20 protein-coding genes are annotated in these 25328 nt (G+C 37.6%); 14 read left to right on the top strand and 6 right to left on the bottom strand.

All coding sequences use genetic code 11. The annotated features are described in order from the left end of the window. Window positions 1-16 precede the first annotated feature (16 nt). On the top strand, window positions 17-1372 hold the full coding sequence (glmM, locus tag I588_RS21340) for a phosphoglucosamine mutase (protein WP_010758808.1): 1356 nt from the start codon (window positions 17-19) through the stop codon (window positions 1370-1372). A 100-nt stretch (window positions 1373-1472) separates the two neighbouring features. Here the strand turns inward: glmM and glmS are convergent, their stop codons facing one another. Beyond that, window positions 1473-3281 (bottom strand): glutamine--fructose-6-phosphate transaminase (isomerizing), encoded by a 1809-nt coding sequence (gene glmS, locus I588_RS21335; RefSeq protein ID WP_010758809.1) that lies wholly within the window; start codon window positions 3279-3281, stop codon window positions 1473-1475. A 387-nt stretch (window positions 3282-3668) separates the two neighbouring features. Between glmS and I588_RS21330 the strand changes: the two genes are divergently transcribed. From I588_RS21330 to yihA, 9 genes are all read left to right on the top strand, one after another. Further along, on the top strand, window positions 3669-3959 hold the full coding sequence (locus tag I588_RS21330) for a hypothetical protein (protein WP_169409224.1): 291 nt from the start codon (window positions 3669-3671) through the stop codon (window positions 3957-3959). Between the two features lie 27 nt (window positions 3960-3986). Beyond that, entirely contained in the window at window positions 3987-5009 is a 1023-nt protein-coding gene (gene sppA, locus I588_RS21325; protein ID WP_010758811.1) for a signal peptide peptidase SppA, read from the top strand. Between the two features lie 65 nt (window positions 5010-5074). Next, complete coding sequence (locus I588_RS21320) at window positions 5075-5587, top strand: RDD family protein (protein ID WP_245569611.1); 513 nt, start codon at window positions 5075-5077, stop codon at window positions 5585-5587. Then, window positions 5580-6512 (top strand): hypothetical protein, encoded by a 933-nt coding sequence (locus tag I588_RS21315; RefSeq protein ID WP_010758813.1) that lies wholly within the window; start codon window positions 5580-5582, stop codon window positions 6510-6512. Before I588_RS21320 ends, I588_RS21315 begins: the two co-directional genes overlap by 8 nt. A gap of 105 nt (window positions 6513-6617) precedes the next feature. Further along, window positions 6618-7901 carry a trigger factor gene (tig, locus tag I588_RS21310; RefSeq protein ID WP_010758814.1) on the top strand — a complete coding sequence of 428 codons (1284 nt, stop codon included), beginning with the start codon at window positions 6618-6620 and terminating at the stop codon, window positions 7899-7901. Window positions 7902-8078: 177 nt separating this feature from the next. Beyond that, window positions 8079-8552, top strand: coding sequence for an IS200/IS605 family transposase (tnpA, locus tag I588_RS21305; protein ID WP_010755290.1), 474 nt, complete (start codon window positions 8079-8081; stop codon window positions 8550-8552). A 257-nt stretch (window positions 8553-8809) separates the two neighbouring features. Further along, on the top strand, window positions 8810-10219 hold the full coding sequence (locus I588_RS21300; RefSeq protein WP_010758815.1) for a GH25 family lysozyme: 1410 nt from the start codon (window positions 8810-8812) through the stop codon (window positions 10217-10219). A gap of 154 nt (window positions 10220-10373) precedes the next feature. Then, entirely contained in the window at window positions 10374-11618 is a 1245-nt protein-coding gene (clpX, locus tag I588_RS21295; protein ID WP_010758816.1) for an ATP-dependent Clp protease ATP-binding subunit ClpX, read from the top strand. A 55-nt stretch (window positions 11619-11673) separates the two neighbouring features. Continuing rightward, complete coding sequence (gene yihA / locus I588_RS21290) at window positions 11674-12270, top strand: ribosome biogenesis GTP-binding protein YihA/YsxC (protein ID WP_010758817.1); 597 nt, start codon at window positions 11674-11676, stop codon at window positions 12268-12270. Here the strand turns inward: yihA and I588_RS27390 are convergent. After that, on the bottom strand, window positions 12267-12416 hold the full coding sequence (locus I588_RS27390) for an SPJ_0845 family protein (protein WP_281169992.1): 150 nt from the start codon (window positions 12414-12416) through the stop codon (window positions 12267-12269). The two genes, yihA and I588_RS27390, sit on opposite strands and share 4 nt — an antisense overlap. 121 nt (window positions 12417-12537) lie before the next feature. On the opposite strand from I588_RS27390, the gene I588_RS21285 reads away from it, so the two are divergent. After that, window positions 12538-13863, top strand: a complete 1326-nt coding sequence (locus tag I588_RS21285; protein WP_010758819.1) for a hypothetical protein — start codon at window positions 12538-12540, stop codon at window positions 13861-13863. A gap of 186 nt (window positions 13864-14049) precedes the next feature. On the opposite strand, the gene I588_RS21280 is transcribed toward I588_RS21285, so the two are convergent. From I588_RS21280 to I588_RS21270, 3 genes are read right to left on the bottom strand one after another with little or no spacing between them, the layout of a single operon-like run. After that, complete coding sequence (locus I588_RS21280; protein ID WP_010758821.1) at window positions 14050-15963, bottom strand: PTS fructose transporter subunit IIABC; 1914 nt, start codon at window positions 15961-15963, stop codon at window positions 14050-14052. Between the two features lie 12 nt (window positions 15964-15975). Beyond that, a complete protein-coding gene (pfkB, locus tag I588_RS21275) occupies window positions 15976-16890 on the bottom strand; it encodes a 1-phosphofructokinase (RefSeq protein ID WP_010758822.1) in 915 nt (304 codons plus the stop codon). Further along, a complete protein-coding gene (locus tag I588_RS21270; RefSeq protein ID WP_010758823.1) occupies window positions 16887-17639 on the bottom strand; it encodes a DeoR/GlpR family DNA-binding transcription regulator in 753 nt (250 codons plus the stop codon). The genes pfkB and I588_RS21270 overlap by 4 nt, the downstream gene beginning before the upstream one ends. A 161-nt stretch (window positions 17640-17800) precedes the next feature. Here I588_RS21270 and I588_RS21265 point away from each other — a divergent pair, with 161 nt between their 5' ends. Further along, a complete protein-coding gene (locus tag I588_RS21265) occupies window positions 17801-19258 on the top strand; it encodes an alpha-amylase (protein WP_010758824.1) in 1458 nt (485 codons plus the stop codon). A gap of 49 nt (window positions 19259-19307) precedes the next feature. Here I588_RS21265 and I588_RS21260 read toward each other — a convergent pair whose 3' ends face one another. Then, on the bottom strand, window positions 19308-20855 hold the full coding sequence (locus I588_RS21260; RefSeq protein WP_010758825.1) for a ClC family H(+)/Cl(-) exchange transporter: 1548 nt from the start codon (window positions 20853-20855) through the stop codon (window positions 19308-19310). A 162-nt stretch (window positions 20856-21017) separates the two neighbouring features. Between I588_RS21260 and pcrA the strand changes: the two genes are divergently transcribed. Together pcrA and ligA are read left to right on the top strand one after the other, a co-directional pair. Continuing rightward, window positions 21018-23264: a DNA helicase PcrA gene (gene pcrA, locus I588_RS21255; RefSeq protein ID WP_010758826.1), complete on the top strand. Its 2247-nt coding sequence runs from the start codon at window positions 21018-21020 to the stop codon at window positions 23262-23264. Window positions 23265-23269: 5 nt separating this feature from the next. Beyond that, window positions 23270-25306: an NAD-dependent DNA ligase LigA gene (ligA, locus tag I588_RS21250; protein WP_034694238.1), complete on the top strand. Its 2037-nt coding sequence runs from the start codon at window positions 23270-23272 to the stop codon at window positions 25304-25306. The last annotated feature ends 22 nt before the right edge of the window (window positions 25307-25328 follow it).

The following is a 25328-nucleotide window of genomic DNA, read 5'->3' as shown; positions in this document are numbered from 1 at the left end:
AGGGAAATTTTGAATCATGGGTAAATATTTTGGAACAGATGGCGTCCGCGGGATTGCTAACAAAGAATTAACACCAGAATTAGCTTTTAAGTTAGGAAGATATGGTGGGTATGTTTTAAGTCAACACGAAGAACGTGAAACACGTCCAAGAGTTTTAGTAGGGCGTGATACACGTATTTCTGGCGAGATGCTGGAGTCTGCATTAATTGCGGGATTACTTTCAGTGGGAATTGAGGTATTTCAGTTAGGGGTTATTTCAACGCCAGGCGTAGCTTACTTAACGAAATTACAAAAGGCCTCAGCAGGTGTAATGATTTCTGCTTCTCACAATCCTGCAGAAGATAACGGTATTAAATTTTTTGGATGCGACGGGTTCAAATTAGTGGATGACCAAGAGGCGGAAATTGAAGCGTTATTGGAAGCTGATGAAGATACATTACCTCGGCCATCTGCAGAAGGGTTAGGAACCTTAGACGAATTCCACGAGGGACTTTTGAAATACTCACAATTCTTAGTTCAAACAATTCCTGGTGATTTATCAGGGATAACGGTGTGTATTGATGCTGCAAATGGTGCTACTTCTACTAGTGTAAACCGTTTGTTTGCGGATTTAGAAACGGACTTTTATACTATGGGAACCTCACCAAATGGCTTGAATATTAACGATGGTGTGGGCTCCACCCATCCTGAGAAACTGGCTGAGCTTGTTGTTGAGAAAAAAGCCGACGCAGGGCTAGCTTTTGATGGTGACGGAGATCGAGTGATTGCGGTGGATGAATTAGGCAATATTATTGATGGTGACCAAATTATGTTTATTTGTGCTAAGTATTTAGCAGAACGTAAACGATTGAAAAAGGATACAGTAGTAACGACTGTGATGAGTAATCTTGGATTCCATAAAGCAATTGAGGATATTGGTCTCAAAGATGTTATTACTCAGGTTGGTGACCGATATGTTGTAGAGGAGATGCGTAAAAATGACTATAATCTCGGTGGTGAACAATCTGGACATGTCCTGTTCTTAGATTACAACACTACAGGTGATGGCATGTTAACGGGTATCCAGCTATTAAATATTATGAAGCAAACTGGTAAAAAATTATCTGAATTAGCTGGAGAAGTGACTATCTATCCGCAAAAGTTAGTCAATATTCGAGTAAGTAATAAGTATGGAGCAATGGAAGTACCTGCTATTAAAGCAGTTATTGATGAAGCTGAGGCTGAAATGGGGGGAGAAGGGCGTATTTTAGTACGACCTTCTGGAACAGAACCTTTATTACGCATTATGGCTGAAGCTCCTACGCATGAGAAAGTTGAATATTACGTTGAAAAAATTGCTGCTGTCGTTCGTCAAGAAATCGGATTAGATTAATTAAAAAAAGCTGCGTCCCGCTTTTTGATGGGATGCAGCTTTTTTTATATGGGCTAAAAAAGAAAAGACCAGCAAACTGATCTTTTCACAATAACTATTATTATTCTACTGTAACTGATTTTGCCAAGTTGCGTGGTTTGTCAACGTCATATCCACGTTCCAAGGTAGCAAAATAGGCAATCAATTGTCCTGGGATAACCGAAACTAAAGGACGTAAGAATTGATGCACGATTGGTAAAATAATCTGATCTCCATCTTTACTTAACTCTTCAGAAACGATAACAAATGTGTGTGCACCGCGACTCTCTACTTCACGCAAATTGCCACGTGTATGAGCTGCAGTTGTTTCATCTGTAATTATGCCGATAACCGGAGTACCTTCTTCTACTAAAGCGATTGTACCGTGTTTCAACTCACCTGCTGCAAATCCTTCAGCCTGAATATATGAAATCTCTTTAAGTTTCAAAGCGACTTCCATTGCTACATAGTAATCTTCGCTACGTCCAATGTAAAAGGCATTACGAGTGGTACTTAGGTAATCAATAGCTAATTGGCTGATTAAATCCTTTTCGCTGATCATCGCATCCATTGCATTCGCCGCAATTCCTAATTCTTTTACTAAATCAAATTCTTGAGCAGCGGTAATTTGTTTAGCTTCTCCTACGGCTTTGGCTAGTACAGTCAAAGCTGCAATCTGTGCCGTGTAGGCTTTAGTAGAGGCCACTGCAATTTCTGGGCCTGCATGTAGTAACATGGTGTAGCTTGCTTCACGTGAAAGTGTTGAGCCAGCTACATTAGTGATAGTTAGTGAAGGATAATCCATCTCGTTTGTTTTAACTAATACTTGACGGCTATCTGCTGTTTCGCCACTTTGAGTTAGGAAAATGAAAAATGGCTTTTCCGAAAGTAACGGCATATTATACCCAAATTCGCTTGATAAGTGAGCTTCAACTGGAATATGGGCAAGATTTTCAAGTACTTGCTTACTTGCTAAGCCAGCGTGATAGCTGGTACCACAAGCAATAATATAGATTCTATCACTATCCAGTAAGTTTTCTAGCAAATCATTTTCAATAACAACATTTCCATTTTCATCAGTGTATTCACTGATGATCCGACGCATTGTAGCAGGTTGCTCATCAATTTCTTTTAGCATGTAGTAAGGATACGTTCCTTTTTCCATATCAGATAAATCGATTTTCGCTTCATAAGGAGCACGCTCAATTTGTTCACCAGCATAATTTTCAATCTGTACAGAATCTTTAGCTACAATTACCATTTCACCATCATTAATTTCAACAAATTGGTTTGTTTGCTCCAACATGGCCATTGCATCACTGCAAATCACATTAAAGCCCTCACCTAAACCAACCAGTAGGGGACTTTTGTTTTTAGCCACATAAATTAAATCGCGATTTTCTTTGTCAATCAACCCAAAAGCATAAGAGCCATGAATTTCTTGCAGAGCTTTTCTAAACGCTTCTTTTGTCTCTAAGCCATGTTCTACAAAGTATTCCACTAGATGAACAGCAATCTCAGTATCGGTCTCACCGTAAAATTTGTCGCCAGACAGATAACTTTCTTTCAATTCATCGTAGTTTTCAATGACCCCGTTGTGTACTAAAACAAATCGTCCTGTTTCAGAAGTATGAGGATGGGCATTTTGTTCACTAGGCTCTCCGTGAGTAGCCCATCGTGTATGACCAATTCCGATCGACCCATGAACATCATCAGTAATTTTGTCTGCTAACTTTTTAATCCGCCCTTGAGACTTCACTAAATAATCATTTTGATCATCCGCAACAAAAATACCAGCAGAGTCATAGCCTCGATACTCCAATTTTTCCAACCCGCTTAATAAAATACTTGCTGCCTGCTCATTTCCTACAATTCCTACAATTCCACACATAATGACTTTTCCTACTTTCTTTTCATTATCTGTTTCCGTACCACATGATAGTTTCTTTGTTTTTTCTTCTCAGAAATGCTTTAAAACTACCTGTAGAGTGTGGTTGCCCTGAAGCCATCCGCCGAACATTTCGATGAGCTTCTTCCTCGTCATCTCATAGAGATCTGGCGCTATCATTATTGGTCTATCCAATGTTGATTTTTGGTATTACTAACGGAAACACTGATTAATATAATATAAAACAAAGTATAAGTCAACCTCTCGATGAAAAAATGAAAATTGGTATAATCGAAAAGTGGTAAATGGTCCAGTTATTATATCGATTAACCAATACAAAGTTTTCATATTTTTAGTGAATAAGGTAAAATATAGAAAAAAAGGAGGCTGATTATGCAGCAAGTAGAGATTTTAACTGTTGGGCAATTACGAGAGTTTTTAGCTGATATCGAAAAGCAGAAAACGGTGACAGATGATACAAAGGTATTTTTAGATACGGGATGGGATAGTATTCAAGAAATTACTTCAGATGCGTTGAGTATCGAGGAAGCAAAAAAATTTCAAATTGAAGATCCTTTAAATCATGAAGTTTTTCAAGGTTATTCATTACTTGAGAAGGCTGAAAAAATGAAGGCATCTGGCCCAACAGAAAAAGTATTAATTATTCGTAATTTATATTGATAAGAAAAAAAGAAGGTAGGGGAATAAATGAATAAACGTCGTTGGGCAGCTGTTGGAATTGCATTTTTTTTACTGATATTTTCTGCGATTACGTCAAGTATAACTAAAATCAGAGAAACTAAAGACAGTATGAGCCAAATAAATGAGCTTCTTTATGGGAATGGTGAACCTCAAGAGGTAGTTCTTGAATCTGGCAATAGTAATCAAAAAATTGCTAAGTTAACTATTGAAGGAACAATTCTAAATACAGATTCTGGAGGACTTTTTTCAAGTTCAGGATACAACCACGAAGCTTTTATGAAGCAGCTTGAAGTGGTAAAAAATGATCCAAGTATTCAAGGAGTGCTTCTAGTAGTAAATACTCCTGGTGGAGCTGTGTATGAAACTGCTGAAATCACCAAAGAATTAAAAAAAATCGAAGAAGAAATACCTGTGTATGTTTCTATGGAAAACCAGGCAGCTAGTGGAGGTTATTATGTCTCAGCAAATGCTGAAAAAATCTTTGCTAGTGAAGATACAGTAACAGGATCCATTGGTGTAATCATGTCTAATACCAATTACTCAGGATTAATGGAAAAACTGGGAATCACAGATGCTACTGTAAAAAGTGGCGATTTGAAGGATATCGGCTCAAGTTCAAGACCTCAAACGGAAGAGGACCGAGAAGTGTTACAAGCCTATATCGATAGCAGCTATAATCGTTTTGTGAAAGTAGTATCTGAAGGCAGAAATATGAAAGAAGACCAAGTAAGAGAACTAGCCGATGGACGAATCTATGATGGTGCTCAGGCACTTGAAAAGGGATTAATTGATGCGATAGGTTATCCAGAGGATGCTTTAGAGGCGTTAAAGGAGGACAATGATCTTCTTGAGGCACAAGTAATTGAGTATACTGATGGTAATACTGATTTCATCAATAGCTGGCTTGGAAATCAGTTAGCTGAGATTCAGAACCTAAAACCGAGTTCAGAGCAGCAGATTACTAGTATTATTGAACAAGTTGGAACACCACAATCGCCTAAAGCTATGTATCTCTATGGAGGTGAATAATGGTGTCAAATAAAGAATTAGGACGTCCAGCAGTAACGCCACTGGTTGGCAGTGAAAAAGAGAATATGGAAATGCAAAACGATTCACCAGAAATAAACAAGCATCGCTATCCAGACTATTTCTATGCAGGCTTTTGGATTCGTTTTTTTGCTTATTTAGTGGATAGTCTCTGTATTTCAGCACTAACTGCTATAATAATTGGCGGACCATTCAACCTGCTAGGCTTAGAAAAAGGCAGGCAGCTATTTTCAGTCTACGGAATACTTTCGTTAGCTGTGTATTTAACTTATTTTATTTTAATGACTAAGCTAAATAGCGGGCAAACACTTGGTAAAATGATTTTTGGAATTCGAGTGATTTGTTTTAGTGAAGAAAACCTAAGCTGGTCGACTGTGTTGGTACGTGAGGGTGCTTGTCGGTTTATTTTGAAAAATACAGTCTTTTCTCTTGGATACTTAATAGCTGTTTTTACTCCGAATAAACAACATTTAGGTGATTTGTTTTCTGAAACTAGTGTTGTGACATTGAATATGCTGAAGGCAGCAGAACAAAAAGGGGTACTAAGTTATTATGAGTAATATTGAGTTTCCTAAGAACTATGAGTATTACTTGAAGAAAGGACAAGAAGCGTTAGAAGGGCATCGACTCGCAGAAGGAGTAGTGCAATTGGAAAAAGCTTATCAGCTGGAACAGGATCCCGTTGTTAATTGGCTGATAGCTACCACCACATTTGAAATAGCTGATTATTCAAAAAGCTTATCTTATATAGAAGAGTTACCTGATTTTTATGTAGAAGAAGAAAGTCGGGCAGAATTATATCTGCAAAATCTTTTAATGGAAAAGGATTTTTTGAATGCGAGAAAATTGCTTTGGGAGATCAAAAAGCAGGGTAAATTGAATAAATACAAAATACAAAATCTAACTAATTTGTTGGAAATGCAAGAAAAGTTTTATCGTCAAACACAGCAAAGTTTAATACAGGAAATAAAACAAGAATTAGTTGAATTATCAAAGTATTCTGCAGCTTATCAATTGCAAAAAGTCCAAAAGATTAAAGATTTACCTCAAGCTGATTTGTTGGATGTATCAAAAAAATTACTAATTGATCCGAGAATTTCTCTACTAGTACGAAATTTTTTGTTTGAAGAGCTGGTGAAAGTTGGTACGCAAGAACGAGTATCAATTTTAACTATTGATGGAAAAATCAATCATTTATATCCTAACGAAATAGGAGCATCTGACACCATGGTATTAACAAGTAATATTATGGATAAACTAGAAATAACCCTTGAAAATCAAGATCCGATATTGCTAGAAAATTTACGGGAAGAAGTAAAAGTTGAAATGGCCATTTTGTACCCCCTGCATCAGCTTTATGAAGATAGCAAATTTTGGGTGAACAGTTATCTTTCAGAGTACCTTCACAAAGACTATCCACTAGATCAGGAAATTGAATTGGTTAGAGGAAAAATAAAGAGGGAACTGAATAGATTTTATGAGTGATGTTGCGGATAGAATCATAGCTTTATATTTACAATTGACAAACAGTAGTGTACTATTTAGTAGTATGCAAATAGCAAGTAATTTTAATATTCGGAGGGAACAAACTTGACAGCAACTTTTGAAAAAACAAGCACCAATGAAGGTGTATTAACATTCTCAATCGAGCAAGAGATTATCCAAAAAGGATTGACGAGTGCATTTAACAAAGTGAAGAAAGATTTAACAGTACCAGGCTTCCGTAAAGGTAAAATTTCTCGCCAAGTATTCAACCGTATGTATGGTGAAGAAGCTTTGTATGAAGATGCTTTAAATATTGTATTACCAGAAGCTTATGAAGCAGCTGTTAAAGAAGCTGCCATTGAGCCTGTATCTCAACCAAAAATTGATGTTGATACAATGGAAAAAGGAAAAGATTGGGTAATTAAAGCAGAAGTTACAGTAAAACCTGAAGTTAAATTAGGTGAGTATAAAAATTTAGAAGTGCCTAAACAAACTGTAGAAGTTACAGATGAAGATATTGAAAATCGCTTAAAACGCGATCAAGAAACTCAAGCAGAGTTAGTTATCAAAGAAGAGGAAGCTGCTGAAACTGGCGATACTGCTGTAATCGATTTTGAAGGCTTTATCAATGATGAAGCGTTTGAAGGCGGAAAAGGCGAAAATTATTCTCTTGAGTTAGGTTCAGGTTCATTCATTCCTGGTTTCGAAGACCAAGTAGCAGGGCACAAAGCTGGAGACGAATTTGATGTAACAGTTACTTTCCCTGAAGAATATCAAGCAGATGGTTTAGCTGGAAAAGAAGCAGTTTTCAAAGTGAAAGTTCATGAAGTGAAGGCCAAAGAATTGCCAGAGCTAGATGACGAATTTGCTAAAGACATCGACGACGAAGTTGAATCGCTAGATGAATTAAAAGAAAAATATCGTAAAGAATTACTTGAACAACGTGAACAAGCAGCAAAAGAAGCAAAAGATGAAGCAGCGATCAAACAAGCAGTAGAGAATGCTGAAATCACTGATCTACCTCACGTAATGGTTCATGACGAAGTACACCGTTCAATGGATGAATTCTTAAACAACATGCAACGCCAAGGAATTTCACCAGAAATGTACTATCAACTAACAGGCTCTAGTGAAGCTGATCTGCATACACAATTTGAAGGTGAAGCGGAAGGCCGTGTGAAGACTAATCTTGTAATGGAAGCAATTGTTGAAGCTGAAAATATCGAAGTTACAGATGAAGATGTGGAAAACGAAGTAAAACAATTGGCTGAAATGTACCAAATGCCAGAAGATCAAATTCGTCGTGTTCTTACAGAAGACATGCTAGAACATGATATTAAAATGAAACAAGCTGTAGAGCTAGTTACTGGAACAGCTGTTGAAAAATAATTTTTCTTAAGAACTTCGCCGCTCCTAAGCGGTGAAGTTTTTTTTGTATGCTTTGAAAACCACCTGCTATGCAGGTGGTTCCGGAGAGCTTCCAGCGTGGTAGTGAAAAAACCTCCTAGAATGTTAAACTGATGCTGGTTTCCCGACCGCATCGCAAACAAATTAGGAGGTACCCTTATGAAAAAGGACAAAGAAAGTTTATCACATACCAGTTGGAGATGTAAGTACCACGTTGTATTTGCCCCAAAGTATAGAAGGCAGATTATCTATGGAAAATACAAACAAAGCATCGGCGAGATTATTCGAGAATTATGCGAACGAAAAGGAGTAGAAATTCTCGAAGCAAATGCCTGTAAAGACCACATTCACCTACTTGTTAGCGTCCCGCCCAAAATAAGTATTTCTCAATTCATGGGTTACTTGAAAGGAAAAAGTAGTTTGATGATATTCGATCGTCATTCCAATCTAAAATATCGTTATGGGAATCGAAAATTTTGGTGTCGTGGCTATTACGTGGATACAGTCGGACGAAACAAGGAGAAGATAGCAGAATATATTCGTAATCAATTACAAGATGATTATGCAGCAGATCAGTTAACATTATTTGAAGAATATGATCCGTTTACAGGAGAAAAAAACAAAAAGAAATAATCCGAGATTCTTTTAGAATCAGTGGGTAATAGTGGTGCGGGAGGAAGCCCCTTCAGAAGGCCTTTTAGGCCAAGGCCGGTAAAAGAGGCTTTCAGCCGAAGAGCAAACCACCCGTTACCACGGGTGGTTTTGATTAATATAATTGCCTACTTTTCGCTGAGAAATAAAAAAACAAAATTCAATAATATAACTTCAAATTCTTCTTCGGATTTGATAAAATGAAGAAGAGAAAAAATTAGTAAAAAAGGAGAGAAAGAATGAAAAAGCGATTATTAGGGATGAGTTTTTTAGCTGTCCTTTGTCTAAATATAACGTCTAATGTTTTTGCTGAAGAAGTAGTAAAAACTATTTCTAGTGAACAAACGGTAACTAGTACTAGTGAAAATTTAGAAGATGCGTCAACAATTGAAGCTACTGAAGCAACAACAGAAGAAGGTTCAGTTGTAACTGAGAACTCTGATACAATGACATCCTCAGAACAAGAAATTTCTCAAGACAATAATAACCAGGTAGCAGAAGATGTGAATCCGTCAGAAATTACAACAGAAGAAGGAACATTTTATTTACCAAGCGGTCGTTCTGATGCCCCTTCGCTATTTAGATCAGCAAAAGCTTCAATTCCGGTCGTACAAGCAACTGATAACAATACGCCAACTAAAAGTTTTATTGATGTTTCTTCGCATAATGGTACTATTTCTGTTGAAGCTTATCAAAGTATGAAAAAGTATGGTGTAACAGGAGTCGTAGTTAAATTAACTCAAGGTACTTGGTATACCAATCCATTTGCAGCGTCACAGATTAATAATGCACGGGCTGCTGGACTAAAGGTTTCGGCTTATCATTATAGTGAGTTCATCACAGATGCCCAAGCGATTGCGGAAGCAAGTTTTTTTGCAACCTCAGCTAATGCTCTGGGCTTAGCCAAAGGAACAGTAATGGTCAATGATATCGAAGAACCAAAGATTGCAGGTAAAGGTGATCATACTGCTAATTCAAGGGCTTTTGCTGCACGACTGAATCAATTAGGTTTTGGAAATGTTCGCCACTATGTTGGACTTAACTGGATCACTAGCGGACGAATTAATGCAGGTTCTCTAGGAAACAAGAATATATGGGTTGCTGCCTATCCTTATAATCTGTCACAAAATAATTTGTATACACAATATGGAGCGTGGCAATGGAATTCCCAATTACGGTTTCCAAATATAAATGTCAATTTTGACATTTCTGCTGATTATACAGGTGCCTTTATTAATCCGCCGCAATCTGATTCAGTAGCCATGCATAGGCTATACAACCCTAATAGCTCTGAGCACTTTTATACGCAAAATGGAATCGAGAAAGATATATTGGTATCGAAAGGCTGGCGTTATGAGGGAATCGGATGGAATGCACCAACGTCAGGTGCTCCAGTTTATAGACTATATAATCCAAATGCTGGCGATCATCATTATACATTGAATTTCTTTGAAAAAGAGAATTTAGTTAAATTGGGTTGGCGCTACGAAGGTATTTCGTGGTACTCAGGTGGAAACATTACACTGTTAAGACTGTACAATCCAAATGCTAAGGCAGGCGCTCATCACTATACGATGAATGTCAATGAAAAGAACAATTTAGTTAGGCTTGGCTGGCGTTACGAAGGACTTGCATGGTACGGTAAGTAAAGCTAACAAGAAGTTCTCCCTTGAGAGCTTCTTTTTTCTTTAAAAAACACCTAAATTCGCCTGCTATCTTTGTGTTTTTCAATGAATATGGTATTATAGATAAAGACTGCAATCGTGAAAACACTTGTAGGAAATGAATCAAGAGGTGAAAGCCATGTATGAGAGCACTGGCGCAGGGGATACAGTTCGCTGTTCTTTTTGCGGAAAAACCCAAGAAGAAGTTAAAAAGATAGTTGCGGGACCGGGAGTATACATTTGTAATGAATGTATCGATCTTTGCAAAGAGATTATTGACGAAGAATTTCACGAAGAAGCAATACGTGAATTCATTGATGTTCCAAAGCCCAAAGAAATCCTAGATGTATTGAATGAATATGTAATTGGTCAAGACCGTGCTAAGCGTGCATTGTCTGTAGCAGTATACAATCATTACAAGCGTGTCAATACTGAAGCTGAAGAAGCAGACGAAATTGAATTGCAGAAGAGTAACATTTGTCTAATTGGACCTACTGGATCTGGTAAGACATTCTTAGCTCAAACCTTAGCACGTACGTTAAATGTACCATTTGCAATTGCTGATGCAACTAGCTTAACAGAAGCAGGGTACGTTGGGGAAGACGTTGAAAATATTCTGTTGAAGTTGTTACAGGCAGCAGATTATAATGTTGAACGAGCTGAAAAGGGTATTATCTATATTGATGAAATCGATAAAATTACTCGTAAAAGCGAAAATGTTTCAATCACTAGAGACGTTTCTGGTGAAGGTGTACAGCAAGCATTGCTTAAAATTTTAGAAGGTACTGTTGCTAGCGTTCCTCCTCAAGGCGGACGTAAGCACCCACATCAAGAGTTTATACAAATTGATACAACGAATATTCTCTTTATTGTTGGTGGAGCTTTCGATGGTATTGAGACTATTGTTAAAAATCGCTTAGGTGAAAAGACAATTGGTTTTGGAACTAATAATAAGAAGATTGACGATAATGCCAGTGTTATGCAGCAAATTATCCCAGAAGATTTATTGAAATTTGGGTTAATCCCTGAGTTTATTGGTCGATTACCTGTAACTACTGCGTTAGAAAAATTAACCACTGAAGATTTAGTTCGTATTTTAACAGAACCAAAGAATGCGCTGGTTAAACAATATCAAAAACTTCTTTCTTATGATGAAACTGAATTAGAATTTGAAGAAGGGGCGCTTAAGGCAATTGCCAATAAAGCCATCTCTCGTAACACGGGAGCTCGCGGGTTGCGTTCAATTATCGAAGACATTATGATGGATGTTATGTTCGATATTCCTTCTGATGAAACAATTCAAAAAGTTATCGTGACAGAGGATTCAGTCGAAGGAACTGGTAAACCAGTTATTGTATACTTGGACGAGAAAAAAGCTGGATAATGAAGAGTAGTGAGCCGCAAATTATTGTGGCTCTTTTTTGAAGGAGGGAAAAAGAGTGAAAGTTAATCAGGCGGAGATTGTTATTAGTGCGGTTTCTCCTAAACAGTATCCAGAGACAGATTTTCCAGAAATCGCTTTAGCTGGCCGTTCAAATGTAGGGAAATCCTCGTTTATAAATACGCTAATCAATCGAAAAAATTTGGCCAGAACGTCAGGTAAGCCAGGAAAAACGCAAACGCTGAATTTCTATTTAATCGAAAATAGTTTACACTTTGTCGATGTCCCAGGGTATGGATATGCAAAGGTATCTAAAACGGAACGTGCGAAGTGGGGAGAGATGATTGAGACTTATATTACCTCTCGAAAACAACTAAAGGCAGTTGTTTCATTGGTAGATATGCGTCATGAGCCTAGCAAAGAAGATATTCAAATGTATGAATTTTTAAAGTATTATCAAATCCCGGTTATTCTTGTTGCGACTAAAGCAGATAAAATTCCCCGTGGGAAATGGAACAAACACGTGAGTGTAATCAAAAAGGCATTAGATTTTGATCCGAACGACGATTTTATTATGTTCTCTTCAGAAACAAAGATGGGGAAAGAAGAAGCCTGGCAAGCAATTGAAGACAAAATAAGAGACGAGCATAATTAAGATTGCTCGTCTTTCTTTTTGTCTTTTGGTTTAAGAAATTTTTCAAGATCTTTATTTTCCTGGATATCCTTCTTTTTATCAGGGTCAACTGCAAATTCTTCAAATAGTTTATCTAAATCATCGGAACGTTCAAACTTTAGCCCCATCATACTCACCTCCACCCTAACAGTTTAGCACGATTTTAGAAATTTATAAAAGGGATAAACAATTTTTTATGTATTTTTACATTAGTACGGTATAATTAAATTATGGATGGGAGTGAGAGCAATGGGGGAACGACAACTATATAGTGTAAGTCAATTGCACAAAATAGATGCTGCTGTGGTAAAAGAAATTGTTACGGATTGGTTAGTAATGGCGCGCCTGTTGCTTCAACCTGATGAAATGTCAATCAATGGTGAAAAACAGAAGTTTCAATTATCAACTATGAAGCAAGTAATTGATAATCTAACTTCGAATGATGATAAATGGCTGCAGGTAAAAAAAGGTGATGAAGAGTCTACGATTCATCTGCTTGGAAGCACCGCATTTGAAAAAAGTTTGATGAACGAATCCACTTACCAAAATTGGCAACCTGTTTATTGTGATTATTTAAAAAATCGCTTAGAAAGCTATGGTTTTTTCGCTTATATCCGATCATATGATGAGTACTTATATCATAACACTAGCGAGATTGAAAAACGAAGAAGCTTTGAAAGTGCAGAGAAAACGCAAGCGCTTCCTAAAATGAGAGGGATTAACGGTGAGACTGTGGTGGATTGCAATAGTTTTCCCGGATATGATGTCTTTCATACAGGTCATTGCTTGACTTCTTGTTGGCAAATGTTTTTCGGCGAACCATATAAACAATTATTTCCAAAGCAGTTACTGTTAGAAATTCAACAAGTGGAACGAGTAGTAGAATTAGGTGATGGTGTAGCAATTGAGCTCTATAAAAATCCTTTTCAATGGGAGGAACCGGCGAATTTAAAATTCCAACGTTTGTTTAGAGATCAATTAGGAGTCCCTCAGCTTTCTTTTACGAATGGTGTTGGCTTGTTGAAACAGCCATATATTGAGTTTGCTTTTGAAGACACGGTGATCCAAACGGTTCAATATCAAAATGAACAGTTCCAACCTGCAGAAAAAAATGAAGCATCATATTTTGTTACTCGAACTTACGATTTTATTAATGATCAATATAGAGTTCATCGTATGAAAGGGGCACTTAATGCGTTAGCTTACTTTCCTTGGATAGATGATGAAGAAGAGAAGATGATGAATTATCATATTCTCTACCCTGAAAGGACATTGGATCAAGGGTTAGCTGCGTATGATTATTATATAAGGGATGCAATCGAGTTGGATTTATCGGATGTTCGATATCGTGAATACACTGCGATTTTACAATTTTTTATTCCAGAAGATGCGCTTGAGGATTTCCCTGTGGATGGATTAAAAGAAAGATTGAAAGATATGACCGTTAGACAGCTTACTCAGGAAAATAATACAATTAAGCTTTCATTGGAAAAAGGAAAAAATCAATTGACAGTTGTTTTTGCAGATCAAAGAAAGATTGCTGGAAATAGTCAAATTAATATGCTTCAAACCTGATAGGAGGGGAACACTATGGATCAAATAATGAAGAAGTTAGTTACGTTATTTACAGAAATACTTAGTTACTTTACAGTTCAACCAAAAATGCAGCCGGTTAGAGTAAGAAAAAATGAACGTAGGTAATAGAATATGATGTATACAAAAAGGAACCAGAAAAAAATCTGATTCCTTTTTTTGTACTAATTATTGTTCAACTGGCTTTTTCAGTAAGCCGTAGATCACACCAGAAATAATTGCTCCGATAATGATAAAGGCTAGATACATAATTGGATTACTTACTAATAAAGCAACGAAAATACCGCCATGAGGAGCTAATAGCTTAATGCTAAATGCGCCAACTAGTCCACCTGCTACTGCGGAACCTACTACAAAGCTTGGGATTACACGAATAGGGTCGGCTGCCGCAAAAGGAATGGCCCCTTCAGTCACGAAAGATAGCCCCATGACAATGTTCGTTAAACCTGCATCAACTTGACTCTTTTCAAATTTATTTTTGAAAAGACGTGTTGCAACAAAGATAGCCAATGGTGGAACCATACCACCTGCCATAACAGCTGCCATAACGATGGAACCGCCAGTAGCAACAGTAGTAGCCAGGGTTGCTGTACCAAAAACATAAGCCGCTTTGTTAATAGGTCCTCCTAAATCAATGGCCATCATACCACCAAGTAACGCCCCTAAAAGAATGGCATTTGAACCACCTAAGCCAGTCAAGAAACCATTTAAGCCATCATTAATAGCTTTCATAGGAATGTTAATCAACAACATTAAGAAACCAGTAATCATCAATCCAAAGAATGGGTAGAATAAAATTGATTTAATTCCATCCAATGATTTTGGCAAACCACTAAATACTTTGCGTAATAAGACAATTACATACCCGGCTAAGAAACCACCAATTAATGCTCCTAAGAATCCTGCTCCTCCAGTATTTGCTAAAGCACCTGCCGCGAAGCCTGCGATTAAACCAGGTCGATCTGAGATACTCGAAGCAATAAACCCGGCTAATACGGGAAGCATAAAACCGAATGCAGCTCCACCAATTTGGTTGAACATGCTAGCAGCTTGATTGTAATTACCTAAATTAGCTAACTCTGAATTTGGTACACCCATAAATTGATCGATCATGAAGGATAATGCGATCATAATTCCGCCACCGATTACAAAAGGCAGCATATGAGAAACACCATTCATTAAGTCCTTATAGATACGTTGACCGACTGTTCCATTATCACTAGTTTCTTCTGCACTATCACTTGAACCATCGCCATGATAAACAGGCGCTTTTCCGCTTAAAGCCATTTCAATTAGTTCTTCTGGTTTTCTAATACCATCACTAACTGGACGATTAATTAATTTTTTACCATCAAAACGATTCATTTCTACTTTTTTGTCAGCTGCTACGATAACACCAGCTGCTCGTTCAATATCTTCAGCAGTTAATCGGTGCTTAATTCCTTCAGAACCGTTTGTTTCAACCTTAATATCCACACCTAATTCTTTTGCTTTTTTCTTTAAAGCATCTTCCGCCATGTAAGTGTGTGCAATGCCAGTAGGGCAAGCAGTAACAGCTACAATGTATTTACGATTGAAGTCTTTTACTTCTTCTTCAGCAGCTTCTTGCTTCTCTTCTTCCTCTTTTGCTTTTTCAGCTGAATCAAACAATTGTTGTACTTGGTCAGGAGTGGCTGCTTGTTTTAGCTGAGCAACAAAATCAGGGTTCACTAGTAAACGTGATAGGGCAGCTAAAGCTTGTAGATGAGTGTCGTTTGCGCCTTCTGGAGCTGCAATCATGAAAAATAGATAGGTAGGTTGTCCATCCAAGGATTCGTAATCGACACCTTTATTGCTCTTAGCAAATAGGACCGTCGCTTCTTTTACAGCACTGTTTTTTGCATGTGGCATCGCAATACCATCACCTAGTCCAGTTGATGTCTGAGCTTCACGAGCTAAAATACCTTCTTTGTAGGTTGCGATGTCAGTAATTCGTCCAGCATCATACATTTTTTGAACCATTTCATCAATGGCACCCTTTTTTTCGGTAGCTTGCAGGTCCATTATCATTGCTTCTTTGATCAATAGATCTTTGATATCCATATATAATTCCTCCTAATTAATCTTTGTAATTTTGACTTCAGGCAACAGCTCATCAATAAACTCTTTTGTAGCCAAATCGTCAGAAAAGGTGGTTGCACTACCGCAAGCGACACCCCATTTGAAAGCTTCTACTGGATCTTGAGTTTTAGTATAATTACCAACGAATCCAGCAATCATTGAATCGCCTGCACCAACAGAGTTTTTAACAGTGCGTTTCAAAACATTTGATTGGTAGATACCATCTTTAGTGAACAACAACGCTCCATCACCTGCCATAGAGACTAAAGCATATTGAGCGCCTTCTTGTAATAATCTGCGACCATAAGGAAAGATATCTTCAATAGATTGGAAAGCAGTATTATATAAATCAGCCAATTCATGATTATTGGGTTTTACCAATAGAGGTTCTTGAGGTAAAGCAGTCATTAAATCATCACCTGTTGTATCAATTACGAAAGTAGCTCCCTTACCTCGAATAATTTCAATTAATTTTTGATAAAATCCGGTAGGGACACTGGCTGGTTTGCTGCCTGATAAAACAACAACATCTTCTGATGAGATTTTAGCTAAGCTTTGTTCCAAATTACACATTTCGTCTGCAGAGATAGTAGGCCCCAATCCATTAATTTCAGTTTCTTCGGCCGCTTTTAGTTTGATGTTGATTCGAGTGTCATCTTTAACCGCTGTGAAGTCAGTGTTAATTTCTTCTTTTTGCAACCAATCTTTAATGAATTGCCCAGTAAAGCCGCCTACAAAACCTAAAGCAGTAGAAGTACTATCTATTCTTTTTAAAATGCGTGAGACATTTATTCCTTTACCGCCAGGTAGTTTTAAATCACTATTCATTCGATTAATATCTCCAATTGCTAATTGATTCACGTGAACAATGTAATCAATTGAAGGGTTCAATGTAACTGTATAAATCATACAGTAGCCTCCTTAATAGTTGTCAGCTCTTTAATTTTGTCATAAACATTTAACGGACATTTGTCAGTGAGGATTGTTGCCGCATCCAAACTTGCAACGCGAGTAAAACTAACTTGGTTAAATTTGCTGTAATCAACTAAAATGAATACTTCATGCGCATGTTCCATCGCTAAACGCTTTAGTGAGGCCTCTTCAGTATCTGGAGTGGTAAAACCATGTTCAACGTGAACACCGTTCATCCCCATAAAGGCTTTATTAAACCTATAATTAGTCAGCTGTTCCATCGCTTGAGTCCCGATTACTGCATCCGTTGTCAATTTGATTCGTCCACCTAAAACTATGGTATTAATCTCGTGTTCAACTAAACGAGCAGCCAAGCCAACAGAATTTGTAACAGCAGTTATTGCTTTTCCTTTAAGTAGAGGAATCATTTCCAGTGTAGTAGTTCCAGCATCCAAATAAATGACATCACCATCTGTAACGTATTTTGCTGCTAATTTAGCGATAGCTTTTTTTTGTTGAACGTTTTTGAATGATTTTTCCGTCATAGCTTGTTCCTGTTCCAGGTATTGAGGGCGTCTAGCACCACCATGTACTCGTTCTAGTAAGCCGGCATTTTCTAAGTCTTGCAAATCTCTACGTATTGTTGATTCGGAAGCATCCAACATAGTAATGAGATCCTGAGATTTAACAATGGAATATTGATCTAACAGCTCAATGATTTTCTTACGTCGTTCGTCTGTAAGCATTTTCAACCCTCCTTCATCAAATATATTACCATAATAGATTCTATGTTTCAACCATAAACGGTCAAAAACATTCAAAAACGTTTGAAGTCAATAAGAGAGGCCTTTTAATTCGTATTTTAGTCATTATCTAGTAAAATAAAAATAGAAAATGAGGTGTATGTATGAAGAACGAAACAATTTTACAAGGTTTTGAATGGTATTTGCCTGCTGATAGTCAACATTGGAATCGTTTGTCGAAGAAAGCTGAGGAATTAAGTAATTTAGGAATCACTGCCGTATGGATGCCGCCTGCTTATAAAGGATCAGCGGGAGTTAATGATGTAGGGTATGGCACTTACGATCTATACGATTTAGGAGAATTTGATCAAAAAAATACAATTCCTACTAAGTATGGAACAAAAGAAGAATACTTACAAAGTATTCAAGCGTTGAAGAAATTTAACATGAAGGTTTATGCGGATATTGTTTTTGATCATTTCATGGGCGCCGATGAAGAAGAAACGGTTCAGGCTATTGCCTACAGTTTTGATGATCGGACGAAGCCGATTTCAGATGAGAAAGAAATTAAAGCCTGGACTAAGTTTACTTTTCCTGGACGTGAAGGGAAATACAATCAATATCAATGGAATTGGCAAAACTTTTCAGGAGTTGATTACGATGCCCGCAACAAAGATCATGCCATTTTCAACTTTGCAAATAAGGGGTGGGAACCAGCCGTAGATGATGAGAACGGCAATTTTGACTATTTAATGGGCTGCAATCTAGATATGGAAAATCCAGAAACAGTTGAACAGTTAGACCAGTGGGGAAAATGGTATCAATCACTGACAGATGTAGATGGCTATCGCTTGGACGCTGTGAAACATATTCGTTTTGACTTGTTTATTAATTGGCTATTGCATAGAAGAGAAGAAAAGCAGGAGGAACTTTTTGTTGTAGGAGAGTATTGGAGTGATGAATTAGATAAACTGCATGAATACTTAGATTCGTCAGGTAATTTAATATCTTTATTTGATGTTCCTCTACACTTTAATCTGTATCAAGCTGCTAATTCTATGGGGAATTTTGATATGCGAGAAATATTCACTGGTACATTAATTGAGACCCGTCCAGACTGGTCGGTGACCTTTGTAGACAACCATGATACTCAAAAGGGACAAAGCTTGGAATCTTGGGTAGATGGCTGGTTTAAAGGACATGCATATGCCCTGACACTCCTACGCAATGAAGGAACTCCTGTTGTTTTTTGGGGCGATTTGTATGGTTCGGAAAATGTCGAGCCTGTGGGAAATATTATAACAACTATGATGAGTCTTAGAAAACAAATGACTTTTGGTAATCAAGCTGATTATTTCGACGATGCAAACATTATCGGTTGGACTTGTACAGGAGATTTTGAAGAAGATTTTTCAGGCATGGCTGTTATTATGACTAATGCTGGTGGTGGAGAAAAAGAAATGACAATCAGTGCTATACATCAAGGTGAAACATTTGTTGATGTGTTAGGGAATAATGAAGCCAAGGTAGTCTTGGATGAGAGTGGTCAAGGGATTTTTCCAGTGAATGACGGACAGGTTTCGGTCTACATTAATGAAAAGCTAGCACAACAATTGAAGTAATAACAAAATATAGTGCTTATTAAGAATCTTCTTAATAAGCACTATATTTTTAAGTCCAAATAAGTTGAGAAGTTTTGCGAATCATTCGTTTAACATATCGTGCACGATTTGCATCGGTTAAAATAATTAGCTGATCTCCCGCTTTCATGACAGTGTCTCCATGAGTCAGCATTTCTGAAGATCCCCTGCGAATGGATACCAAAAGCATATCCTTAGGCCATTGGAAATCGCGAATCATGATACCATCCAGTTTGCTTTCAATGGTTACGGGATATTCAATAATCGTCTTAATCCCACTAATAGAGGTAAATGATTGCTTAAGTAATTTTTCTAACAAAGACTCATAAATGGGATGACCACCTAGTAAATCATTCATAATATAGGCAGTTAATGAACATACTGCTAGGGGCATTAAATGTGTAATATTACCTACCATTTCAGTTACTAGGATAATTGCCGTTAGTGGTGCTTTTCCAATTGCGGTAAAATAGGCAGCCATTGCGAAAACAACAAAACACTTGATATAGACACTATCCATACTAAAATAATTATTTAAGAAGGTTCCGTAAAGGCCTCCTAGTATTGCTCCTAACGTTAAGATCGGCAAAAAGATTCCGCCCGGCAGGTTTCCACCATAAGAAATCATGGAAAAGCCATAACGCAATAAAAAAAGGCCGACTAAAAATATAATTGAAAAGTGTTCATTGTTAAAAGCTAAAATCAACTGATTTCCACCGCCCAAATAGTGTGGAAAGAAAAAACCAATCGGAACAATCAATAAAAATGGAATTAGTCCATAAAGATATTCAGGCAAATGAGTTATTTGGTAAAACTTGGGCAATAAAAGCAATGTCTTTTGATATAGATAGCCGAAGAGTCCTAATAAAATACCTAAAAGAATCAGATGACCATAATATCGCAATGGGAGCTGTGGAATATTTTTAAGGTATAGAACTGGTTTTAGTCCGAAAAAATTAAGAGAAACAAAGTTGGCAGTCAAAGCAGCAGTTAAGGAAGTCAACCAAATTAAGGGCGAAAAGGTGTGGTGGATTTCTTCAATGACAAAGAGTAAACCAGCAACTGGTGCGTTAAAGGCAGCCGCTAGTCCAGCAGCAGCACCGCTGGATATGAAAATTTTCTTCTCAGAAGTACTAGCGCCGGTTTTTACACCAAATCCTTTGCCAATCATTGCTCCTAACTGAATCGAAGGGCCTTCACGTCCTAAAAAAAGACCGGCTCCCACTGAAAGAGTACCGCCTAAGAATTTTTTCCATAGTACTGAAAACCAGTCTTGTTGCAATTCGCCCTGCAGTTCTCCTTCGACTTGAGGAATACCACTCCCTTTGATATGTTTCTCTGAACAAATTAGCTTAGAAACAATCCAGGATAAAAAAAGCATTAATAATGTCCAGGGGATAAGAGAAAGCGGCTGTACTCGCGCATACATATAAAAGTTTCCAACCAAATGTACAGCTTCTTCAATCAATAATCGGAAAATGCTGACGTAAAAGCCTACTAGTAATCCTATCAGAATGCCTTTGCTGATAAACACCAACTTTGTGTTATCGAGTCGCTTAATTTCATGTGTGTTATCCATAATAAAACCTCCATTACTCATACTTAAATAATGTAGCGCTGATTTGAAAAGAAGACAAGGAAAATAACAAAAAAATTTACCATTTTTTTAAAGGCTGCTAGTATCACGAATGTTTAAGAAATGCTATAATTGATAGGATTGAAAACAGAAAGGAAGTTTTGCATGCAGAAACGAGAGTTGTTAGCAGGGCTAAATCCTAAGCAAAAAGAAGCAGTTTTACATACAGAAGGACCTCTTTTGATAATGGCTGGTGCAGGTAGTGGAAAGACAAGAGTGTTAACTCACCGGATTGCCTATTTAATAGAAGAAAAAGAAATCAACCCTTGGAATATTTTAGCAATCACCTTTACTAATAAGGCTGCTCGTGAGATGAAAGAGCGGGTTGACGGAATTTTAGAACACGGTGGGCAGGATGTTTGGGTATCTACCTTTCATTCCATGTGTGTCCGCATTCTTCGAAGAGATGTTGATAAGATCGGATATGATCGAAATTTTACAATTTTGGACGGTTCAGATCAGTTAACTTTGATGAAACGTATTTTGAAAGAACTGAATATCGATCCTAAGAAGTATGATCCTCGTTCAATTTTAGGGATGATCAGTAATGCAAAAAATGAATTATTAACGCCTGAAAAATATGCGCAATTGCAGGGTTCTTTTTTTGAAGAAATCGTTTCTCGTTGTTATGACGCATATCAAAGAGCCCTACGTAATAATCAAAGTATGGATTTTGATGATTTGATCATGAATACAATTCGATTATTTGAAGACGAACCGGATGTTTTGACGTATTATCAACACAAATTTCGTTATTTACATGTAGATGAGTATCAAGATACGAATCATGCTCAATATACCCTAGTAAACCTGCTGGCTGCTCGCTTTCGTAACCTATGTGTAGTGGGGGATGCAGATCAAAGTATCTATGGATGGCGTGGAGCAGACATGCAGAATATTTTGGATTTTGAAAAAGATTATCCAGATGCTTCAGTTATTCTTTTAGAACAGAATTATCGTTCAACCAAAAAGATTTTAGAAGCAGCTAATCAAGTAATTCAAAATAATAGTAATCGACGAAAAAAAGATCTTTGGACGGATAATCAAGAGGGAGAAAAAATAACATACTATCGAGCAGATAGTGAACGAGATGAAGCACAATTTGTGGTTAGTCAGATCAAAACAGAAGTCCTAGACAATAAACGAAGCTATAACGATTTTGCCGTTTTATATCGGACTAATGCTCAATCTCGTACAATTGAAGATATTCTAGTAAAATCCAACATTCCTTATACTATGGTTGGTGGACATAAATTCTATGATCGAAAAGAGATCAAAGACATAATTGCCTATTTAAATGTTATTAATAATCCAAGAGATGGCGTAAGCTTTGAACGAATTATCAATACGCCTAAACGTGGTATTGGGGCAGCTTCAGTGGATAAATTACGTGCATTTGCTCAAATGCATGACTGGTCAATGTTGGAAGCTGCTCAAAATGTAGAGTTAGCTAATATTTCTGGAAAAGCTGGACGCATGATTGCAGAATTTGGTGTGATGATGGACCAGTTTCGTGAGATGGTTCCTTATTTGCCGGTAACAGAGCTTGTAGATCAAGTACTTGAAAGAAGTGGCTATATAGAAGATCTCAAGAATCAGCGTACGTTGGAGGCAGAGTCGCGCTTAGAAAATTTAGAAGAATTCCGAACAGTAACCCAAGAATTTGATAAACGTTATGAAGCACAAACTGAGGAAGATGGCGAATCCCCTGAAGAAAAATTGGCAATCTTTTTAAATGATTTGGCTTTAGTATCCGATCTGGATGATTACCAAGAAGAGAGTGCTCAAGTCACCTTGATGACATTGCATGCGGCTAAAGGATTAGAATTCCCAATTGTTTTTCTGATCGGTATGGAAGAAAATCTTTTTCCGCTTTCTCGTTCTTTAATGGAAGAATCTGAATTAGAGGAAGAGCGCCGTTTAGCATACGTAGGGATTACACGTGCTGAGGAAAACTTGTACTTAACCAATGCATTTTCTCGTACCCTTTATGGAAAAACACAATATAATCAGCCTTCGCGTTTTGTTGCTGAAATTGATGATTCGTTAGTAAAACCTGAAGGAATACAGCCACAAAAAATGACAGCATCTTCAAGTCCATTCTCAACGAATAGATCTTTCAAGCAGGTGAAGTATCAACAAGCAACTCGTGAGCCCGTCAGCAGTAAAACAGCATCTGGCGGTGAAAAAGAAAATTGGAATACTGGTGACAAAGTGAAACACAAAAAATGGGGAACTGGAACTGTTGTAAAGGTTTCAGGCAATGCAAATGATGTCGAATTAGATATTGCATTTCCACAGCAAGGAGTAAAACGCCTATTAGCTGCATTTGCTCCAATTGAAAAAGTTTAGGAGGAATGGGATTGGAACAACTTTCTTTTCAAGATGCTCAACAACGTGCGGAGACGTTGCGAAACGAATTAAACCGATATGCCTATGAATATTATGTAAAAGACAACCCTTCAGTAGAAGATTATGTTTATGATAAACAGTACCAAGAATTAGTAAACTTGGAAACTGACTATCCAGATCTGATTACCGCAGATTCCCCAACTCAGCGGGTCGGCGGAAAAGTACTGGACGGCTTTGAGAAAGTCGTTCATGATACGCCCCTATACAGTCTAAATGATGTTTTTAGTAAAGACGAACTGATTGCATTTGATGAGCGAGTAAAAAAAGCAATCGGACATTCCGTTTCATACTGCTGCGAGTTGAAAATTGATGGCTTATCAATTTCTCTAAAATATGAAAACGGCCTGTTTATCCAAGGAGCCACTCGTGGAGATGGCAGTGTCGGTGAAAATATCACAGAAAACTTAAAGACAGTCAAGTCCATTCCTCTGCGCTTAACTGAGCCTTTGTCAATTGAGGTCCGGGGAGAATGTTATATGCCGAAATCTTCTTTCGTCAAATTAAATAAGCAACGGGAAGAAGACGGCAAAGAAATTTTTGCTAATCCACGAAATGCTGCAGCAGGCAGTTTGCGTCAACTAGACTCAAAAGTAACTGCTCATCGCAATTTAAGCACTTTTTTGTATACCTTGGCAGATTTTGGTCCACTAGAAGCAACCACACAAGATCAGGCATTGAATGAATTAGCTAGATTAGGCTTCCGGACAAATGATGAACGAAAATTGTGCAATACAATCGATGAAGTATGGGAATACATCGAAGCATTTCATGAAAAAAGAAGCCAGCTTCCTTATGATATCGATGGAATTGTAGTAAAGGTAAATGATTTTGATTTGCAAGATCAACTAGGGTTCACTGTAAAGGCACCACGTTGGGCAGCTGCCTATAAGTTTCCGCCTGAAGAAGCCGAAACAATTATCGAAGACATTGAATGGACAGTAGGGCGTACAGGTGTGATTACACCAACAGCTATCATGAGTCCAGTACGCTTAGCTGGTACAACTGTTAGTCGAGCAAGCCTGCATAACAGTGATTACATTGAAAAAAAGGATATACGTCTGAAAGATACGGTTTTAGTTTATAAAGCTGGTGATATCATTCCAGAAGTGGCTCAAGTAATCGAAGAAAAACGTCCAGCTGAAAGTGAACCGTATGAAATACCGACACATTGCCCTATTTGTGATAGTGAATTGGTCCATTTAGATGAGGAGGTAGCTTTACGCTGCATTAACCCTAAATGTCCTGCACAAATCAAAGAGGGATTAAATCATTTTGTCTCTCGCAATGCCATGAATATTGATGGTTTAGGACCAAGAGTTTTAGCTCAAATGTATGACAAACATTTGGTTGGCGATGTAGCTGACTTATATGGTTTGGAAAAAGAGCAATTACTGACATTAGATAAAATCAAAGACAAATCTGCTGAAAATATTTTACAAGCCATTGATGCTAGCCGGGACAATTCAGTTGAGCGATTAATTTTTGGCCTAGGTATTCGCCATGTTGGGTCTAAAGCGGCAAGAATATTAGCTGAACATTTTGGTAGCTTAGAGGCGTTGAGTCGAGCAGAGAAGGATGAAATTGTTGAATTAAATACGATGGGCGAAACGATTGCAGACAGTGTTGTTACCTACTTTGAAAACGAAGAAGTTCACGATCTGATGAAGGAACTAGCTGATCGTGGCGTTAATCTCGTTTACAAAGGTTTACGTACCAGCCAGCTTGAAGAAGTTGAATCTCCCTTTAAAGGAAAGACGGTTGTATTAACCGGAAAATTGCTGGAATATACTCGCGAAGATGCTAAAGAAAAAATTGAAAATTTAGGCGGAAAAGTGACAGGAAGTGTTTCCAAGAAGACGGATATTGTTGTCGCTGGGGAAGACGCTGGAAGTAAATTGACTAAAGCCGAATCTCTAGGAATTGATGTTTGGAACGAAGCACAAATGATTCAAGCAATTGAAGCTAGTCATATAGAGGAATAATAAAGATAAATCTGCTGTTGAC

The organism is Enterococcus pallens ATCC BAA-351 (genome assembly GCF_000407485.1).
Taxonomy (GTDB): Bacteria; Bacillota; Bacilli; order Lactobacillales; family Enterococcaceae; genus Enterococcus_A; species Enterococcus_A pallens.
This window is presented reverse-complemented; position numbering and strand designations above follow the sequence as displayed.

What these genes read in the sequence shown, in the direction of transcription:
- glmM (WP_010758808.1), top strand. Translation starts at nt 17, where the DNA reads ATGGGTAAATATTTTGGAACAGATGGCGTCCGCGGGATTGCTAACAAA.
- glmS (WP_010758809.1), bottom strand. Translation starts at nt 3,281, where the DNA reads ATGTGTGGAATTGTAGGAATTGTAGGAAATGAGCAGGCAGCAAGTATT.
- sppA (WP_010758811.1), top strand. Translation starts at nt 3,987, where the DNA reads ATGAATAAACGTCGTTGGGCAGCTGTTGGAATTGCATTTTTTTTACTG.
- I588_RS21320 (WP_245569611.1), top strand. Translation starts at nt 5,075, where the DNA reads ATGGAAATGCAAAACGATTCACCAGAAATAAACAAGCATCGCTATCCA.
- I588_RS21315 (WP_010758813.1), top strand. Translation starts at nt 5,580, where the DNA reads ATGAGTAATATTGAGTTTCCTAAGAACTATGAGTATTACTTGAAGAAA.
- tnpA (WP_010755290.1), top strand. Translation starts at nt 8,079, where the DNA reads ATGAAAAAGGACAAAGAAAGTTTATCACATACCAGTTGGAGATGTAAG.
- I588_RS21300 (WP_010758815.1), top strand. Translation starts at nt 8,810, where the DNA reads ATGAAAAAGCGATTATTAGGGATGAGTTTTTTAGCTGTCCTTTGTCTA.
- clpX (WP_010758816.1), top strand. Translation starts at nt 10,374, where the DNA reads ATGTATGAGAGCACTGGCGCAGGGGATACAGTTCGCTGTTCTTTTTGC.
- I588_RS27390 (WP_281169992.1), bottom strand. Translation starts at nt 12,416, where the DNA reads ATGGGGCTAAAGTTTGAACGTTCCGATGATTTAGATAAACTATTTGAA.
- I588_RS21285 (WP_010758819.1), top strand. Translation starts at nt 12,538, where the DNA reads ATGGGGGAACGACAACTATATAGTGTAAGTCAATTGCACAAAATAGAT.
- I588_RS21280 (WP_010758821.1), bottom strand. Translation starts at nt 15,963, where the DNA reads ATGGATATCAAAGATCTATTGATCAAAGAAGCAATGATAATGGACCTG.
- pfkB (WP_010758822.1), bottom strand. Translation starts at nt 16,890, where the DNA reads ATGATTTATACAGTTACATTGAACCCTTCAATTGATTACATTGTTCAC.
- I588_RS21270 (WP_010758823.1), bottom strand. Translation starts at nt 17,639, where the DNA reads ATGCTTACAGACGAACGACGTAAGAAAATCATTGAGCTGTTAGATCAA.
- I588_RS21265 (WP_010758824.1), top strand. Translation starts at nt 17,801, where the DNA reads ATGAAGAACGAAACAATTTTACAAGGTTTTGAATGGTATTTGCCTGCT.
- I588_RS21260 (WP_010758825.1), bottom strand. Translation starts at nt 20,855, where the DNA reads ATGGATAACACACATGAAATTAAGCGACTCGATAACACAAAGTTGGTG.
- pcrA (WP_010758826.1), top strand. Translation starts at nt 21,018, where the DNA reads ATGCAGAAACGAGAGTTGTTAGCAGGGCTAAATCCTAAGCAAAAAGAA.
- ligA (WP_034694238.1), top strand. Translation starts at nt 23,270, where the DNA reads ATGGGATTGGAACAACTTTCTTTTCAAGATGCTCAACAACGTGCGGAG.